20 protein-coding genes, 1 other RNA gene and 1 other annotated feature are annotated in these 16,760 nt (G+C 54.1%); of the genes, 11 read left to right on the top strand and 10 right to left on the bottom strand.

All coding sequences use genetic code 11. The annotated features are described in order from the left end of the window. Nucleotides 1-13 precede the first annotated feature (13 nt). The 3 genes from dnaX to FA91_RS04235 all read right to left on the bottom strand — a co-directional run bounded on the left by dnaX (nt 14) and on the right by FA91_RS04235 (nt 3,106). Nucleotides 14-1,939 carry a DNA polymerase III subunit gamma/tau gene (gene dnaX / locus FA91_RS04245; RefSeq protein WP_034912840.1) on the bottom strand — a complete coding sequence of 642 codons (1,926 nt, stop codon included), beginning with the start codon at nt 1,937-1,939 and terminating at the stop codon, nt 14-16. Next, nucleotides 611-672 (bottom strand) — a sequence feature (DnaX frameshifting element). It overlaps the preceding gene by 62 nt. Nucleotides 1,940-2,020: 81 nt before the next feature. After that, entirely contained in the window at nt 2,021-2,572 is a 552-nt protein-coding gene (gene apt, locus FA91_RS04240) for an adenine phosphoribosyltransferase (RefSeq protein WP_034912836.1), read from the bottom strand. A gap of 156 nt (nt 2,573-2,728) precedes the next feature. Then, nucleotides 2,729-3,106: a DUF454 family protein gene (locus FA91_RS04235; protein ID WP_034912834.1), complete on the bottom strand. Its 378-nt coding sequence runs from the start codon at nt 3,104-3,106 to the stop codon at nt 2,729-2,731. Nucleotides 3,107-3,163: 57 nt separating this feature from the next. Between FA91_RS04235 and FA91_RS04230 the strand changes: the two genes are divergently transcribed. Together FA91_RS04230 and rsmS are read left to right on the top strand one after the other, a co-directional pair. Then, on the top strand, nt 3,164-3,694 hold the full coding sequence (locus tag FA91_RS04230) for a primosomal replication protein (protein ID WP_034912831.1): 531 nt from the start codon (nt 3,164-3,166) through the stop codon (nt 3,692-3,694). Between the two features lie 62 nt (nt 3,695-3,756). Beyond that, nucleotides 3,757-3,921: a pleiotropic regulatory protein RsmS gene (gene rsmS, locus FA91_RS20315; protein WP_072016870.1), complete on the top strand. Its 165-nt coding sequence runs from the start codon at nt 3,757-3,759 to the stop codon at nt 3,919-3,921. Here the strand turns inward: rsmS and acrR are convergent. Next, the gene (gene acrR / locus FA91_RS04225; RefSeq protein WP_034912830.1) at nt 3,912-4,553 is read right to left on the bottom strand and encodes a multidrug efflux transporter transcriptional repressor AcrR; all 642 of its coding nucleotides are present in this window, start codon (nt 4,551-4,553) and stop codon (nt 3,912-3,914) included. The genes rsmS and acrR overlap by 10 nt on opposite strands. 140 nt (nt 4,554-4,693) lie before the next feature. Between acrR and FA91_RS04220 the strand changes: the two genes are divergently transcribed. The 4 genes from FA91_RS04220 to ykgO all read left to right on the top strand — a co-directional run bounded on the left by FA91_RS04220 (nt 4,694) and on the right by ykgO (nt 9,588). Continuing rightward, nucleotides 4,694-5,878: an efflux RND transporter periplasmic adaptor subunit gene (locus FA91_RS04220; protein ID WP_034912827.1), complete on the top strand. Its 1,185-nt coding sequence runs from the start codon at nt 4,694-4,696 to the stop codon at nt 5,876-5,878. 17 nt (nt 5,879-5,895) lie between these two features. Next, nucleotides 5,896-9,045, top strand: coding sequence for a multidrug efflux RND transporter permease subunit AcrB (locus tag FA91_RS04215; RefSeq protein ID WP_034912825.1), 3,150 nt, complete (start codon nt 5,896-5,898; stop codon nt 9,043-9,045). A 136-nt stretch (nt 9,046-9,181) separates the two neighbouring features. Beyond that, entirely contained in the window at nt 9,182-9,448 is a 267-nt protein-coding gene (locus FA91_RS04210; RefSeq protein ID WP_034912822.1) for a type B 50S ribosomal protein L31, read from the top strand. After that, nucleotides 9,448-9,588, top strand: a complete 141-nt coding sequence (gene ykgO / locus FA91_RS04205; protein ID WP_034912820.1) for a type B 50S ribosomal protein L36 — start codon at nt 9,448-9,450, stop codon at nt 9,586-9,588. The genes FA91_RS04210 and ykgO overlap by 1 nt, the downstream gene beginning before the upstream one ends. Before the next feature lie 35 nt (nt 9,589-9,623). On the opposite strand, the gene FA91_RS04200 is transcribed toward ykgO, so the two are convergent. The 4 genes from FA91_RS04200 to FA91_RS21430 are packed head-to-tail and all read right to left on the bottom strand — an operon-like array spanning nt 9,624 to nt 12,164. Then, nucleotides 9,624-10,502: a metal ABC transporter substrate-binding protein gene (locus FA91_RS04200; protein ID WP_034912817.1), complete on the bottom strand. Its 879-nt coding sequence runs from the start codon at nt 10,500-10,502 to the stop codon at nt 9,624-9,626. 2 nt (nt 10,503-10,504) lie between these two features. Continuing rightward, nucleotides 10,505-11,368, bottom strand: a complete 864-nt coding sequence (locus tag FA91_RS04195) for a metal ABC transporter permease (RefSeq protein WP_034918935.1) — start codon at nt 11,366-11,368, stop codon at nt 10,505-10,507. Between the two features lie 2 nt (nt 11,369-11,370). Continuing rightward, entirely contained in the window at nt 11,371-12,036 is a 666-nt protein-coding gene (locus FA91_RS04190; protein ID WP_051936998.1) for an ABC transporter ATP-binding protein, read from the bottom strand. Beyond that, nucleotides 12,036-12,164 carry a hypothetical protein gene (locus FA91_RS21430; RefSeq protein WP_255350080.1) on the bottom strand — a complete coding sequence of 43 codons (129 nt, stop codon included), beginning with the start codon at nt 12,162-12,164 and terminating at the stop codon, nt 12,036-12,038. The genes FA91_RS04190 and FA91_RS21430 overlap by 1 nt, the downstream gene beginning before the upstream one ends. A 284-nt stretch (nt 12,165-12,448) precedes the next feature. On the opposite strand from FA91_RS21430, the gene FA91_RS04185 reads away from it, so the two are divergent. The 3 genes from FA91_RS04185 (at nt 12,449) to FA91_RS04175 (ending at nt 13,558) form a co-directional block, all read left to right on the top strand. After that, nucleotides 12,449-12,802 carry a hypothetical protein gene (locus FA91_RS04185; RefSeq protein WP_034912815.1) on the top strand — a complete coding sequence of 118 codons (354 nt, stop codon included), beginning with the start codon at nt 12,449-12,451 and terminating at the stop codon, nt 12,800-12,802. Nucleotides 12,803-12,935: 133 nt separating this feature from the next. Next, nucleotides 12,936-13,313 carry an Hha toxicity modulator TomB gene (tomB, locus tag FA91_RS04180; protein WP_034912812.1) on the top strand — a complete coding sequence of 126 codons (378 nt, stop codon included), beginning with the start codon at nt 12,936-12,938 and terminating at the stop codon, nt 13,311-13,313. 26 nt (nt 13,314-13,339) lie between these two features. Continuing rightward, nucleotides 13,340-13,558 (top strand): HHA domain-containing protein, encoded by a 219-nt coding sequence (locus FA91_RS04175; protein WP_034912809.1) that lies wholly within the window; start codon nt 13,340-13,342, stop codon nt 13,556-13,558. A 971-nt stretch (nt 13,559-14,529) separates the two neighbouring features. Here the strand turns inward: FA91_RS04175 and ffs are convergent. Further along, an RNA gene (gene ffs / locus FA91_RS20310) (signal recognition particle sRNA small type) lies at nt 14,530-14,626 on the bottom strand. A 159-nt stretch (nt 14,627-14,785) separates the two neighbouring features. Here ffs and FA91_RS04170 point away from each other — a divergent pair. Further along, the gene (locus tag FA91_RS04170; RefSeq protein WP_034912807.1) at nt 14,786-15,097 is read left to right on the top strand and encodes an MGMT family protein; all 312 of its coding nucleotides are present in this window, start codon (nt 14,786-14,788) and stop codon (nt 15,095-15,097) included. Nucleotides 15,098-15,123: 26 nt separating this feature from the next. Here FA91_RS04170 and FA91_RS04165 read toward each other — a convergent pair whose 3' ends face one another. Then, nucleotides 15,124-15,681, bottom strand: a complete 558-nt coding sequence (locus FA91_RS04165) for a YbaY family lipoprotein (protein ID WP_034912803.1) — start codon at nt 15,679-15,681, stop codon at nt 15,124-15,126. Between the two features lie 209 nt (nt 15,682-15,890). Here FA91_RS04165 and tesB point away from each other — a divergent pair, with 209 nt between their 5' ends. Beyond that, nucleotides 15,891-16,751 carry an acyl-CoA thioesterase II gene (gene tesB, locus FA91_RS04160; protein WP_034912800.1) on the top strand — a complete coding sequence of 287 codons (861 nt, stop codon included), beginning with the start codon at nt 15,891-15,893 and terminating at the stop codon, nt 16,749-16,751. The last annotated feature ends 9 nt before the right edge of the window (nt 16,752-16,760 follow it).

The following is a 16,760-nucleotide window of genomic DNA, read 5'->3' as shown; positions in this document are numbered from 1 at the left end:
TTGTAGCAGCGATTCAAAGGGGGCGAATACTCTCTTCATCCACGTCCGCATCAAACAACCGACGCAGCGTCAGAATATGATTATCCGCTGTAATCGACTGGCGCGCCTGCGCCAGCTTCTCTTGATATATTGCCTGCCGCCACTCCAGCGGCGTTGCCACGTCCGGATTGTCGTCTTCAATAATGCTCAATGCGACGGGCTGCCCCGCCGCCTTACTCATTTCGTCCTGAAGCGTCTTCTGCGCCGACGGCGAATTCAGATGGCGCTGGCTGGTGCGCAGATGCAGGCAAACGCCGTTGTCCGTCACCTCTTTCCAGGCGTTAAGCGCCAGCTGTTGCACCAGTTTCGGCAGCGCCAGCCCGGCGATTTCCGCCGCCCAGGGATCGCGAAGCAAGGATTCTTCGGCCAGCTTCGCCGTCAGCTCCGGCGTTTTATCGTGCTCAAGCGCCGAGCGCAGCAGCCTGGGCGTGGCGACCGGCGCAGGTTTGCTCTCTTCGGTTTTTTGCGTTTTCCAGCGGTACGCCTCTTTTTTTACCGGTTCGGCCTGCGCGGCGGCAGCCTGTCGCCTGAGCCCGCGTTCGGTAACATTGGCCAGCCGCTCCAGCGCCGAGCTTGCCGGCCGCGCAGTGTGCGCCGCCGGTTCATCCTTTTTTGGCGTGGTTGCTCCCTTCTGCCGCATCAGCTGGGTTCGCGCCTGAAGTAACTGGCTGGTGGCATCCGGCAGCGTCGCCTGCTGAACGGTATGTGCAGGCGCGGCGGCGGCAGGCGGTGCGGCGGCTTCGGGTTGAACCGCCGGCTCAGGCGCGGCCTGTGGCGTCATCACCGGTCGCGCGACCGGTTCGGCAATCACCTGTTTCGGGTGAAATGCCAGCGCGCGCAGCAGCGTCATTTCAACGCCCATGCGCCGATCCGGCGCCAGCGGCAGCTCTTTTCGGCCGGTCAGCAGCATTTGATAATAAAGTTGTACATCAGCAGGCGGCAGCACGCGCGCCAGCTCCCGCAGGCGCTGTTCAACCGGGGCAGGATCGTCGCCCGGCGCCGCAGGCAGAAGCTGTATCATCGCGATACGGTGCAGCAGCCGCAGCATTTCCACCAACAGCGCCTCCCACTCAACGCCGCGCGAAGCGGCCTGGTTGAGTAGCGACATCACCAGCTCGCCCTGCGCGTCGACCAGCGCTTCAATCAGCGCCAGCGGCTGCTCATCGTCAAGCGTGCCCAGCATCGCGCTGACCGACGCCGTGGTCACCTGCCCCTGCCCGATGGCGATGGCCTGATCGGTCAGGCTGAGAGCATCGCGCATGCTGCCGTCCGCCGCGCGTGCCAGCAGTTGAAGCGCGCGCGGCTCCGAAGCGATTTGCTCTTCTTTCAGGACATAGTCCAGTTGCCCGCGAATTTGTTCAACATCCAGCGCTTTCAGGTGAAACTGAAGGCAGCGCGACAGGATGGTCACCGGCAGCTTTTGCGGATCGGTGGTGGCGAGCAGGAATTTAACGTGTGCGGGCGGCTCTTCCAGCGTTTTCAACAGCGCGTTGAAGCTGTGCCGGGAAAGCATGTGGACTTCGTCAATCAGGTAGACTTTGAAACGACCGCGAGCGGGTGCGTACTGCACGTTGTCGAGCAGCTCGCGCGTATCTTCAACCCTGGTGCGCGAGGCGGCGTCAATTTCAATCAGATCGACGAAGCGCCCCTGCTCAATTTCACGGCAGTTGTCGCAGGTGCCGCAGGGCGTGGCGGTGATACCGGTTTCGCAGTTAAGGCCGCGCGCCAGCAGGCGTGCAATGGTGGTTTTACCCACGCCGCGCGTGCCGGAAAAAAGATAGGCGTGATGGATACGGCCAAGCGACAGGCCGTTCGCCAGCGCGGTCAGGACGTGCTCCTGTCCGACGACATCACTAAACGCTTGTGGACGCCACTTGCGGGCCAGTACCTGATAGCTCATTAATTCGCAGAATATGTTGAGTGAACCGGAGAGCCATGCTAACACAGCCCCACCCTGACGGCGAGGCTTGCGGTGTCGGGATCAGTGACCGGGAAAGTTCACCAGGCTGTAGCTTTCGACGCCGAGCACTTTCAGCCGCGTTTCGCCGCTGAGATCGAATAAATTAATAATAAACGCCGCGTTTTTGACTTCGCCGCCCGCGCGACGAATCAGCTTCACCGTGGCCTCAATGGTGCCGCCGGTGGCGAGCAGATCGTCAATAACCAGCACGACGTCGCCGGGCTTGATCGCATCGCAATGCAGTTCAAGCTGGTCGCTGCCGTACTCAAGCTGATAAGTTTCGGCAAAGGTTTTACGCGGCAGCTTGCCCGGTTTGCGCACCGGCACAAATCCTACGCCCAGCCCAAGCGCAACCGGCGCGCCAAACAGAAAGCCGCGCGCTTCCGTACCAACCACCTTAGTGATACCGGCATGGCGATAGCGCTCAACCAGCAGGCTGATGCTCAGCGCGAACGCTTTCGGATCTTCCAGCAGGCTGGTGACGTCACGGAAAAGAATGCCCGGTTTCGGGTAATCCGGGATGCTTTTAATGCTTTCTTGCAAATATTCAAGCTGCTGCGCAGTTGCGGTCATAATAGTGTGCCTGGTGAATACAAATCTGACTCACGCAGCTTCCATTGCCCGGAAAAAAGTTTCGCCGGTCAAAATGGCAATACAGAGGAGAAGCTGCGCATGAAAACGACCAAATCTATGCAAAGCGCCGGGCAATTGCAACCGTACAACGAAAAATCAGGGCTTTTGTTGCTCGTCATCAACCACCGGCAGTCGAAGCATAAAAATAATCAGGCCAGCCAGCAGACAAATCAGCATCAGCCGCACCCAGAGAATATTTACCAGCCATAGCGAGAGGGCAAAGGTGGCGAGGGTAACGACGATCATTCTTCCTTTGGTGCGCGGCGGCAGCGCCCGGTGCTGCTGCCAGTGCCGCAAATAGCGGCCAAAAACGGAGCGGTAGAGCAGCCAGTGATGGAACCGTGGCGAAGAGCGGGCAAAGCACCAGGCGGCCACCAGCAAAAAGGGCGTGGTTGGTAATAGCGGCAAAACCACGCCCAGCGTGGCTAATCCCATCGCTAACCAGCCAATAATCAGTAGAATGATACGTTGCACAGTTTGATTTCCTCAGAATGACCGAAAGAGTATCACACCGCCGATCGGAGAGAAAAAATGAAAAGCGCCTTTCTGCTTCAGCAATTAGACGCACAGCTTAACCAACTGGCAACGGCCGTTGAGCCTCATGCGAATACGCGAATGACCGAAGCCCGCTTCGACCAGCAGCTGTTTCACTGCCGCGCATTGCGTTTAGGTGACTATCTGGCTGAGATACGGCAAAGTCTGGCGCAGCTCAGGCACAGCGTCAATGGCGGCCGCGCCGAGCGCGTGGCGTGGATGGCTGAACGCGTCGTGCTACAGATGGGTGCGCTCCAGCGCGAACTGGCGACGCAAAAGCTGCGTAAAGCAGACGCGCGCGCCCGACCAGTCGGTGAAAATTTCTATGAGAAGCTGGCAAAGCATCAGGATTATGAACGTCGCCTGCGTGCGATGGTAGCCGACCGCGAAAGCCTGCTGGCATCGTGCGATACGCTGGTGCAACAACAAAATCTACAGCGTGAAATCGCCGCCATTGAGGGGCGTTTGCAGCGCTGTTTGCAGGCGTTAAAACGGATTGAGCGTGCCATTGAGAAGCAGGAAAACTAGCGCAGTAATCCGCTATTCTCACCGATTGGTAAACGTAAGATAATGATGAAAAAGAGGCAACGATGTCGCTGGAAAACGCACCAGATGAAGTGAAACTGGCCGTAGATTTGATTATGCTGCTGGAAGAGAACGATATCGCCCCCGAGACAGCGCTGGCGGCGCTGTTAATTGTGCAAAAAGATTTTGAGAAGAAACGCGACGCGCCGGAAGCCGGGCGTCAGCCCTGAGCGCGACGCAGTGACGGGCTGCAATTAAGCATGTCGATGAGCACATCAACAAGCGGCGGCGCTTCAGAGGCAAGCGCAAAGCCATCCGGCGCGAACAGCCAGTTTTCCATCAGGCCGCTGATGTAGCCTCTTATGACTACCGCCGCGCGACGCGTATCAAGATTTGGCGGTAGCTGGCCGGCCGACATGCACTGACATAAAATATCTTCAATCCTGTCGTAACATTCCAGATAAAGTGTTTGCTGCATTTGCTGTAACGTGGTCATTTCGCCGACAAATTCGCATTTATGGTAAATGATCTCCATAAGCGCACGTCTTCTGGGATCTCTTTCAGCAGCCTCAAGCACATGCAACAGCATCGCGCGCATAACGGATAGTGGATCGGCGGGGTATTTTGACTGATACTCTTGCTCTACGTCTTCCAGACCGGATTCCGATTGCGCCCAGATGGTGTTAAGCAGATCGGTTTTATTTTTAAAATGCCAGTAAATCGCGCCACGCGTTACGCCTGCCGCCGCGGCAATATCGGCCAGCGAAGTACGGGATACACCATATTCTGAAAATCGCTCAATTGCCGCGTCAAGTATCTGGTTTCGCGTCTCAAGCGCCTGTTGTTTAGTTTTTCGTGCCATAGGTGTATTTTTACAAAATGGTGGACTTACATACATTTGCGAATGTATGTACCATAGCACATCCCTGATTTAAACACATTAATGGGTTCTCAGACTTGTGACCCGTCAATCAATCGATATTGGACTTTCGAGGGTACTTTATGAACATGAACAGAGGGTTAACGCCTCTGGCGGCCGTTCTGATGCTTTCCGGCAGCTTAGCGCTGACAGGATGTGATAATAAAGAAGCGCCAAAGGGTGGTCAGCAACAGGCGCCGGAAGTTGGCGTCGTCACCCTGAAAAGCGCCCCGCTTAAAATCACAACAGATTTACCGGGACGAACCTCTTCGTACCGCATCGCTGAAGTGCGCCCCCAGGTTTCCGGCATTATTTTAAAACGTAACTTCATTGAAGGCAGCGACGTCAAAGCGGGACAATCCCTTTATCAGATTGATCCAGCCACCTATCAGGCGGCGTATGACAGCGCGAAAGGCGACCTGGCGCAGGCGCAGGCCAACGCCCAGATTGCTGCGGTAACCGTGAAGCGTTATAAGCCGCTGCTCGGCACCAAATATATCAGCCAGCAGGATTACGACCAGGCGATAGCCACACAGAGCCAGACCGCTGCCGCAGCACAGGGAGCAAAAGCTAACGTAGAAACAGCCCGTATTAATCTGGCCTACACCAAAGTGACCTCGCCGATCAGCGGCCGCATTGGTAAATCCTCCGTTACCGAAGGCGCTCTTGTGCAAAGCGCGCAGACCGATGCGCTGGCCACCGTGCAGCAGCTCGATCCCATTTATGTCGACGTGACGCAGTCCAGTGAAGATTTTATGCGTCTGCGCAACGAGCTGAAATCCGGCAAGCTGCAACAGGTTGACGGCAAAGCGCAGGTTAAACTGCTGCTTCAGGATGGCAGCGAGCACGCGCAGAGCGGTACGCTTGAGTTCTCTGACGTAACCGTTGATGAAACCACCGGTTCTATTACCCTGCGCGCCGTGTTCCCGAACCCGGATCACGCTCTGCTGCCGGGCATGTTTGTTCGCGCCCGCCTGGAAGAAGGCATCAATCCGAACGCGCTTCTGGTGCCGCAGCAGGCGGTGACCCGTACGCCAACCGGCCAGGCAACCGCGATGGTCGTTGGCGCTGACAATAAAGTTGAGGCCCGTACGCTCACGGCCGATCAGGCAATCGGCGATAAATGGCTGGTGACGTCAGGTTTGAAGGAAGGCGAGAAGGTGATCACAACCGGCATTATGCGTGCCAAACCGGGTGCGCAGGTTACACCGCAGGAAGTGAGTGCAGACGAAGCCAATAAGGCCAAGCCTGAACAACCGCAGTCTTAAACAGGAGCCGCTGATACATGGCTAAGTTCTTTATCGATCGCCCCATATTTGCGTGGGTTATCGCCATCATCATCATGCTGGCAGGTGTGCTGTCGATCCTGAAGCTGCCGATTGAGCAATATCCCAATGTTGCGCCGCCGGCGATTGAGATTCAGGCGACCTATCCGGGCGCGGATGCGAAAACGTTGCAGGATTCGGTGACGCAGGTCATTGAGCAGAACATGAACGGCATCGACGGATTCATGTACATGAGTTCGAGCAGCGACTCTTCCGGGACGCTGACGCTGACCATGTCCTTCGAGTCCGGTACGGATGCGGATATCGCGCAGGTTCAGGTGCAGAACAAACTGCAACTGGCGATGCCTTTGCTGCCGCAGGAAGTGCAACAACAGGGTATTCGCGTTCAGAAATCGTCCAGTAGCTTCCTGATGGTTGCCGGCTTCGTTAACGAAAATGGCACCATGTCGCAAAACGACATTGCCGATTTTGTGGCGTCCAATATCAAGGATCCGCTGAGCCGCGTCACCGGCGTGGGTGACACCCAGCTGTTCGGCGCGCAGTATGCGATGCGCATCTGGATGGACCCGCACAAGCTGAACAACTATCAACTGACGCCGGTTGACGTGGTTTCCGCGATTAATAATCAGAACGCGCAGGTTGCCGCTGGCCAGCTCGGCGGTACGCCGCCGGTTAAAGGACAACAGCTTAACGCGTCGATTATTGCGCAAACCCGTCTCACCTCTACGGATGAGTTCGGCAAGATCCTGCTGAAAGTGAACAGCGACGGCTCGCAGGTTCGCCTGCGCGACGTGGCGCGCATTGAGCTGGGCGGTGAAAACTACGAAATCGTGGCGCGTTACAACGGTCAGCCAGCCGCAGGACTGGGTATCAAGCTGGCCACGGGCGCCAATGCGCTGGATACCGCTGCGGCGGTAAAAGCAGAACTGGCGAAAATGGCCCCCACCTTCCCTGCCGGTATGAAGGCCGTGTTCCCTTATGACACCACGCCGTTCGTCACCATCTCTATCAACGAAGTGGTAAAAACGCTGATAGAAGCGATCGTGCTGGTGTTCCTGGTGATGTATCTGTTCCTGCAAAACTTCCGTGCCACGCTGATCCCGACTATCGCGGTACCGGTTGTTCTGCTCGGCACCTTCGCCATCATCAACGCCTTTGGCTATTCAATAAACACGCTGACCATGTTCGGGATGGTGCTGGCCATCGGCCTGTTGGTGGATGACGCCATCGTCGTGGTGGAGAACGTCGAACGCGTGATGGCCGAAGAGGGTCTGCCGCCAAAAGAGGCAACCCGCAAGTCGATGGAACAGATTCAGGGCGCGCTGGTAGGGATTGCGCTGGTGCTCTCCGCCGTGTTCGTGCCGATGGCGTTCTTTGGCGGTTCAACCGGCGTTATCTATCGTCAGTTCTCGATTACTATCGTTTCCGCGATGGTGCTGTCGGTGATTGTGGCGCTGATTTTGACGCCAGCCCTGTGTGCCACCATGCTGAAGCCAGTTCAGAAAGGCGATCATGGTAAAACCACCGGCTTCTTCGGTTGGTTTAACCGCATGTTCGATAAGAGCACGCATCACTATACCGACAGCGTAGGCCACATTATCCGCAGTACCGGTCGCTACCTGGTGATCTATTTGCTGATCGTCGTCGGTATGGCCTGGCTGTTCCTGAAGCTGCCCACCTCCTTCCTGCCGGAAGAAGATCAGGGGCTGCTGCTGGCACAGGCGCAACTCCCGGCAGGCGCAACGCAGGAACGTACGCAGAAAGTGCTCGAACAGGTTTCTGACTACTTCCTGACCAAAGAAAAAGCCAACGTGAACTCGGTGTTTACCGTTGGCGGCTTTGGCTTTGCCGGACGCGGGCAGAATACCGGTATCGCCTTCGTCAGTCTTAAACCCTGGGATGAGCGCAGCGGCAGCGACAACCGCGTGCCGGCTATTGCAGGCCGTGCCATGCAGGCGCTGGGCGCAATCAAAGACGGTATGGTTATTCCGTTTAACCTGCCAGCAATTATCGAGCTGGGTAACGCAACCGGTTTTGACTTTGAGCTGATCGACCAGGGCAACCTGGGTCACGATAAACTCACCCAGGCACGTAACCAGCTTTTAGGCATGATCGCGGAACACGGCGATACGTTAGTGGGCGTGCGTCCGAACGGACTGGAAGACACGCCACAATATAAACTGACTATCGATCAGGAAAAAGCCGAGGCGCTTGGCGTCACCATTTCCGATATCAACACCACGCTGGGCGCGGCCTGGGGCGGTTCCTATGTCAACGACTTTATCGATCGCGGTCGTGTGAAGAAAGTCTACGTGATGGGTGAAGCCGACTCCCGCATGATGCCGGACGATATCAACAAATGGTATGTCCGCGCCTCAAACGGCTCGATGGTGCCTTTCTCCTCGTTTGCATCCGCAAAATGGCAGTATGGCTCGCCGCGCCTTGAGCGCTACAACGGCCTGCCCGCGATGGAGATCCTCGGTCAGCCGACGCCAGGCAGAAGCTCGGGTGAAGCGATGGATCTGATGGAACAGCTGGCATCTAAGCTACCTCAAGGGATTGGCTTTGACTGGACGGGCATGTCCTATCAGGAACGGCTTTCCGGCAATCAGGCACCGGCGCTTTATGCCATTTCGCTGATTGTGGTCTTCCTCTGCCTGGCTGCGCTGTATGAGAGCTGGTCCATTCCGTTCGCGGTAATGCTGGTGGTGCCACTCGGCGTATTTGGTGCGCTAATCTTCACTACGCTGCGCGGGCTCAGCAACGATGTCTACTTCGTGGTAGGGCTGTTGACAACCATTGGATTGTCGGCGAAGAACGCGATACTGATCGTGGAATTCGCCAAAGATCTGATGGAGAAAGAGGGCAAGGGGCTGGTGGAATCGACGCTGGAAGCGGTGCGTATGCGTTTACGCCCGATTCTGATGACGTCGCTGGCCTTTATTCTCGGCGTTCTGCCGCTGACCATCAGTACCGGCGCAGGCTCCGGCGCGCAAAACGCAGTGGGTACGGGCGTAATGGGCGGGATGGTAACGGCAACCATTCTGGCAATCTTCTTTGTGCCGGTGTTCTTTGTGGTGGTTCGCCGCCGCTTCAGCAAGCATCGTGATGAAGTTGAACACGGACATCCGCAGCAACGGGAACAGTAACCCTCCAGAGGCCGCCATCGCGGCCTCTTTTTTTATCCTTTCTCTGTGCTTTTCTCTCCCCTCCCGGTTGCATTGCTCAAACGACGCGCGCATAATTATTGTTATGTTATAACATACAAAATATGAGCGAGTATTTATGAAAAAAGATATCCATCCGGCCTACCGTACCGTGGCGTTCCACGACACCAGCACCAATACGTACTTTACCGTTGGCTCCACAATAAAGACCGACCGCACCGTAGAACTGAATGGTGAAGTTCTCCCCTACGTCGCGCTGGATGTTTCGTCTGCATCGCATCCCTACTACACCGGCAAGCAGAAAGAGTTTGCCAAAGAAGGCAGCGCGCACCGTTTCAATCAGCGCTTTGGCCGTTTTTTCTCTCAATCGACTAAGGAGCAATAATGCAGGTTCTCAGTTCACTGGCCTCCGCCAAAAAACGCCATAAGGATTGCAAAGTGGTTCGCCGTCATGGCCGTGTCTATGTGATTTGCAAAAGCAATCCCCGCTTCAAAGCGGTTCAGGGAAGAAAGAAAAAGCGATGATTGTCAAAAAGGCCGCTAATCAGCGGCCTTTCTTTTTACTTCATGCTGTTAATCATAGCATTAACGTTGTGACTGAAGGCTGCAACGTAGGTGTCGGCCTCGCCACCCGGCTTTGTGAGTGCTTCGGGATAGAGCTCGCCGCCAGGCTGTGCGCCGGTGGAAGACGCTATCTGTTTGACCAGACGCGGATCGGTCTGGTTTTCAATAAAGTAACGATGAATATGCTCTTTTTTAAGCTGCGTCACCAGTCCGGCCACCTCGCCGGCGCTGGCTTCAGATTCGGTTGAAAACCCGACCGGAGACATAAACGTTACCCCATAGCGCTGGCCAAAATAGCCGAATGCATCGTGGCTGGTCAGCACTTTTCGCTTTTGCTGCGGAATGGCCCTGAAACTTGTTTGCGCCCAGCTATCCAGCTTTTTCAGCGTTGCGATATAGTCCGCGCCCTGTCGACGGAAGGCATCCGCATCCTCTGGATCGGCGGCGATGAGCGCATTCATCACATTGGTGGCGTAAACCACGCCGTTCTTCATGCTGTTCCATGCATGAGGGTCGGTGACGGTTTTCCCCTCTTCGTCCATGGTGCGTGTTTCAATGCCGTCTGAGGCAACGATCACCTTTCCTTTATAACCCGACGCGGAAACCAGACGATCCATCCAGCCCTCAAGACCAAGCCCGCTGACAAACACCACATCAGCGTTTGCCAGCGACTGGCTGTCCTGCGGCGTCGGCTCGAAACCATGTGGATCGCCATCCGGTCCGACGAGGCTTTTCACTTTCACATGCGGGCCGCCCACTTCTTTCACGATATCGGCAAGAACGGAGAAGCTGGCAACCGTATCCACGGTTTTTGCCATCGCCAGCGGCGCGCTGAAGGCGGCGGCAAGCGTCAGAACAACAGGTAATTTTTTCATGTTTACTCCTTGCGAATGGATAAAAAGCCGTGCGAACGAAAGATCCCGCCACAGGGCCCCAGCAGAATTGAGATAAAGAATAAGATGGCGGCGCACAACACCACCGCCGGCCCTGCCGGAAGCGAAAGATAAAAGGAGGCCACCAGGCCGCTGAAACTGGCCAGCAGCGCCAGGCTCATGGCGGCAACGAGGATGCCTGATAAACGGTGGCTCCAGAAACGCGAGGCCGCCGCAGGCAGCATCATCAGGCCGACGCACATCAGCGTGCCAAGCACCTGAAAGCCCGCCACAAGGTTGGTCACTACCAGCACCAGAAAAATGCCGTGCACCAGCGGCGCGGCCCAGCGGTTCTGCGCACGGAGGAAACCCGGATCGAAAGCGTCAATGACCAGCGGACGATAAATCAGCGCCAACACCATCAGGGATACAACAGCGATGCCGCTTACCAGCAAAACAGCGGCGTTATCAACCGCCAGCAATGAGCCGAAGAGCACATGCAACAGGTCAATACTTGAGCCGCGCAGTGAAACCAGCGTCACGCCAAGCGCCAGCGAGCCGAGGTAGAAACCCGCAAAGCTGGCATCCTCCCGCAGCGGCGTATAACGGCTGACGGCGCCGGAAAGAAGCGCGACCGAAAGGCCCGCAATCACCCCGCCCGTTCCCATCGCCACCAGTGAAAGCCCTGAAATCAGATAGCCAATCGCAGCGCCTGGCAGCACCGCGTGAGAGAGCGCATCGCCCACCAGACTCATTCTGCGCAGCAACAGGAAAACGCCAAGCGGCGTGGCGCTGATCGACAGCGCCACGCAGGCAACCAGCGCGCGGCGCATGAAGCCAAACTCAATAAACGGATGCAGTACGGTCACCATCAACCTGCCTCCGGTACGCGACCGCAGGTGCTGTCGCACGCTGTGGCAGGGCGCTCTGCCAGATGCAGCGTCTGAGGAAAATATTTTTCCACGGTCGACATATCATGCAGCACGACAATCAGCGTACGTCCGGCACGATTCAGCGCCTCCAGTAGCGCCAGCAACTGCCCGGTGGTCGCGCTGTCAATACCCGCAAAGGGTTCATCCAGCAGTAACAACTCAGCCTGCTGCATCAAAAGCCGCGCAAACATAACGCGCTGAAGTTGACCGCCGGAAAGCGTTCCCGGTCTGGCGTGCGCGAGATTCTGCACGCCTGCCTGCTCCAGCGCATGCATAACGGCCTGCCGCTGTTGCCGGCCAATTCCTTTAAACCAGCCGCTTTGTTGCCAGCAACCCATGGCTACGACGTCAAACACGCTTACCGGAAAGTTTTTTTCAATGTCAGACTGCTGCGGAAGCCAGGCGATGGAGGGTAGCGGATCGGAAAAGGCGATCTCCCCCGACACCGGTCTCTGCAACCCGGCAAGTGTTTTAATTAACGTTGATTTTCCCGATCCGTTGGCACCGGTCAGGGCCGTCATCGACCCGTGTTTAAACTCGCCGTTGAGCGCTGACGTAACGGCTACTCCCTGATAGCCAACGGTTAAGTTTTTTAATCTGATCATCAGCTAAGCGTCCACCACGTCAGGGCCAGTAGAATCAGAGAGAGCAGGAAAGCCAGCAGCAGACGACACCCTGCCGGAAGCGTCAGCAGGCTGTGAGCTGGATGCATTGAGAGGAGAACTTTCATCATTGTTGATACTTAAGTACGTTATAACATAACAATACTTTACGCGTTTTTGTGCTGACTGTGAACGGCTAAATGTATCTAAACATTACTCATCAAGATTTATATGCCGTCAACATTTGATAAAAATACTGGAAGTCAGCAGCAGCAAAAAATTTACCGAAAAAAATAAGCAAAAAATTAACGACAAATAAATCATAGAGATAGAAAAAAAGCGTATCCTTAACTTGCATCTTTAGCGTTGCGGGGCAATGATCTGTATAAGAAGAAATGAACTCTGCGAGGAAGAAATGCGCAAAAGAATCGCCATTAATCCAGACCTGAATGAAGGGGATGGAGAAAATCTGAAACAGGTTGTTGCGCTAATTATCCCTGAAATAGTTGATGAACTCACAGATTCCATATTTTATTATTCTTCTAATGCCCAATATGTGCCGGAAAGCATTAAAATTATTTCTATAGAAGAGATGCAGCCTGCGCGTTATAAAATGACCTACAGCTTCTCCTGGCGCGTTTTCAATGCCTGCCTCGATATTGATAGTGATGAAACCATGACCGATAAGGTTAATTTTGAACGATTTCCCGGTGCGATTGTTTTTGAGTTTCCGGGCGATGAACCTGAATCTTCTGCTAAAGCGCAATGATAATGTTGTTTTCTGAGTGGCGGTAAATAACCATTCGGATTTATACTATAATAATACGTATCGCTTCATGGCATACCACCTGCTGAATAGCCCGCATCGGCGGCATATTTCAATCGCTATGGAGGGGAAAAAGATGGACGAATACTCACCAAAAAGGCATGATATCGCCCAGTTGAAATTTCTTTGTGAAAGCTTGTATGATGAAAGCCTGGCCACCATTGGCGATAGTCATCACGGCTGGGTAAACGATCCTACTTCAGCAATTAATTTACAGATTAACGATCTGATTGAGCATATTGCTGCCTTTACTATGGTTTACAAAATCAAACATACTGAAGACGATGAGCTCATTACCCAGGTTGATGAATATCTGGATGATACGTTTATGCTTTTTAGTAATTACGGTATTAACGTACAAGACTTACAGCGCTGGCAAAAGTCAGTAAAAAGGCTGTTTAACATTTTTGCTAAAGAATGCGCGCCGACGATCCAGACCAGCCATTCGTTTTAGTAACCTCTTAATTTTATGGTTTAACAATGACAGATAAATGCCTGACAAAGACGGACTACCTGATGCGCCTGAGACGGTGCCGTTCTATTGATACGCTTGAGCGTGTTATTGAAAAAAATAAATATGAATTATCTGAAAATGAATTAGCAGTATTTTATTCGGCGGCGGATCATCGTTTGGCTGAACTGACAATGAATAAGCTTTACGACAAAGTTCCCGTCTCGGTTTGGAAATACGTTCGCTAACAGGAAGCGTGGAGTCAGGGAAGATAAAATGGGCCTGCCTGAAGAAGAAGTGTGTGGTTCCTGCTATCCGGTAACGCATCCGGTAAAATCTTTCATTTCAATGTATTATACGGTGGCGGCCCATCTGACATGTCCTGCCACATTATGGCTCGGGCAAGTGACCTGAGAATCATAAAACATGCACGCTAAAGGGAATTTTCATTGCGTATTGCACATGAATAGCGTGACAGGATGCCTTAGCGCTTTATTGTAAGCTTTGTCGCTTCCCCGACTGCAGCCCGGAATAAAGCTGACTAACATTATCAGGCGTTCTCAAATTTTAACATCCGTTCCAGCCCTGTTCAGCCCGTCAGAAAAATCCTCTTTGCATTATTTCGAATGTTTCGCAAGCCGTCAGACTTCAAAAACCTGTGTTGTGCAAGGTTCATTACACGCCTGAATCCCATGAACTCAGTACTTCTTTTACGTGCCTGCACGTCCATAGCCCTCAGTATTTTTAAGCCACATATAAATCGGAACAGGCGCGTAGACATTCCTTTTGATTGCGCTTTTTTATAATGAACCGTTAGCAAACGATTGTTAAAAGCGGGTTAAAGCCTGTCACTGCTTCCATTGTGGACGCTAACTATTTTGCTGGTCAGGAAACAGGAGCTGACAGTGAAAAGCATCATTTTTTTGATGTTTTCTGAAGTGCATTACGTAACTTGTCAGAATCATCACTATGTGGCGCCAGGAAAAGATAACGAGGGATAATCAGCATGGTTGACTACAGCTTTTTCCATGTAAGGCAGAGAGACATTATCGGGCATGGATGGACTGCGGAAGGCGTTGGGAAGGTTGTGAAGTCATGTAGCGCAATTCGCGTTTTGAACATCTGTGCAGAGGAAATCGAATTTATCAGCGTTTCGGGGAAACCGTACGATAGTAGTGATTTGGGCGGCCATTGTGGCGTCAGCAGAATTGGGTGGGGGCCCTGCCAGCTACATCCCGGCACACGCGTCACCTGCTGCGGCTGCTTCCTTCCGGACCTGACCGAGTTCACAAGTTAGCGTTGCGGGAGAACCAACCGGGCCCCCATTGGCTAGCTCCATGCTATGGAGCGAGGGCATTATCTTTGAACGCTATGGTAATTGCAACCCATCTCCGGATGACCGTTCTTTTCTTGTACGATCCTTTCAGGTAAGTTCTTTCTGTCCAATAAGCATTGAGATGACAGGGAAAATTTACATGCATGAAGAAGACTCCTTGCGCCAGCGCATCTGGCAAATCGTTGCCGCTATTCCGTGCGGAAAAGTCGCCACCTACGGCGATATTGCGCGTCTTGCGGGTTCACCCGGCGCCGCACGTCAGGTTGGCGGCGTGCTGAAACGTCTGCCGGAGGGCAGCAAGCTTCCCTGGCATCGCGTGATTAATCGTGCAGGCATGATCTCTCTTACCGGCGATAACCTTGAACGCCAGCGCAATGCGCTCATCGATGAGGGGATTGACGTCAGCCCGGAAGGCAAAATCGTGCTGAGCCGCTATCGCTGGGAAGGATAGCCGCCCCGAAGGGACGGCAAATCGGCTTACAGAGAGGTTGGCGCAGGTATCGCAGAGGAAGGGGAAACCTGCGTAGGCGAGGTAGAAGGAACGGTGGTCGCCGCGCCGCTTTGCGTCTGCATCGCAACGGAAGGAACCGGTACCAGCGTCAGTTCTTGTTTCGTGCCACCGTTATTAATAACGGGCTTAACGCCATCGGTAATAAACATCATTTTGTTGTTAACGGTGATCGCCGCGCTCAGCAAAATACGTGCGTCGGGTTTAATATCCGCAGGATTGTAAGGCAGAATAAAGTTAAACGGCGCCTGTTTACCATCGGTGCGTACCACGCGTTGCGTAATCACTCTTGAAGGCGCATCTGCAACGGAGGCATCAGAGAGCGTTACGGTCAGGACGGCATCCGGCGGCAGAGCGATACGCTGTCTGATAAATATCGATCCGCTCACATTGGGCTGACGAATCGTTGCCTGCTGCCCTGCGACCTGCGATGCCAGCGTTGCCGTTGGCACATCTCTGCTCTTATCAGCACATCCTGAGAGCGCCACTGCCAGAGCGGCGCCGGTTACCATTGGCCAGACTTTCATTGATTATTCTCCTTCAGATCAATGCAATTATCGCTGCCTCAGCGGGCTGCATGAGACAGAATTTCACTACGTCTTTACTGTTCATTCTGGCACAAGTTATTGATTTTTCCATCCACGCCCGCTGTTTGAACAAGATTTCCCTCCATATCGTTGCGATAACTGGTCGGATCTCGCAAACTTAAGGCGAGACGACTACTGAGGAAGCCGCGATGAGCCAGGCGCTTAAAAATCTTGTTAATCTGCTTAATCTGGAAAAATTAGAGGAAGGGCTGTTTCGCGGGCAGAGTGAAGACCTCGGCCTGCGTCAGGTCTTTGGCGGTCAGGTGGTGGGCCAGGCGCTGTATGCCGCTAAACAGAGTGTGCCAGCGGAACGCATTATTCACTCATTCCACAGCTATTTCCTACGTCCGGGCGACAGCCAGAAAGCCATCATTTATGACGTTGAAAACCTGCGCGACGGACAGAGCTTCAGCGCCAGACGCGTTAGCGCTATTCAGAACGGCCATCCCATTTTTTATATGACCGCCTCTTTTCAGGCGCCCGAAAGCGGTTTTGAACATCAGAAATCGGCGCCTGAAGTGCCCGGCCCGGACAATCTGCCCAGCGAAAGCGAGATCGCCAAAAAGCTGGCGCATTTCATTCCTGAACGCGCGCGCGAGAAATTTCTCTCCGAAAAGCCGTTCGAAATCCGGCCGGTTAAGTTTCATAACCCGCTAAAAGGCGATCCTGATGAGCCGGTCAGACATGTCTGGATAAGAGCCAACGGCCCGATACCGGATGATAAACGCATACATCAGTACCTGCTGGGCTATGCGTCCGATTTCAACTTCCTGCCCGTGGCGCTTCAGCCACACGGCAAAGGTTTTCTTGAGCCGGGAATGCAGGTGGCGACCATCGACCATTCGATGTGGTTCCACCGGCCTTTCGACTTAAATCAGTGGCTGCTCTATAGCGTGGAAAGCACGTCAGCATCCGGCGCCAGAGGGTTTGTGCGCGGCGAGTTTTTTACGCAGGATGGCGTATTGGTGGCTTCGACCGTGCAGGAAGGCGTAATGCGCGACAGGCATTAATACAAAAAC

The organism is Erwinia sp. 9145 (assembly GCF_000745075.1).
In the GTDB taxonomy this organism is placed as follows: domain Bacteria; phylum Pseudomonadota; class Gammaproteobacteria; order Enterobacterales; family Enterobacteriaceae; genus Erwinia; species Erwinia oleae.
Note: the sequence above shows the minus strand (reverse complement) of the source record. Positions and strands in the feature narration are given on the sequence as shown.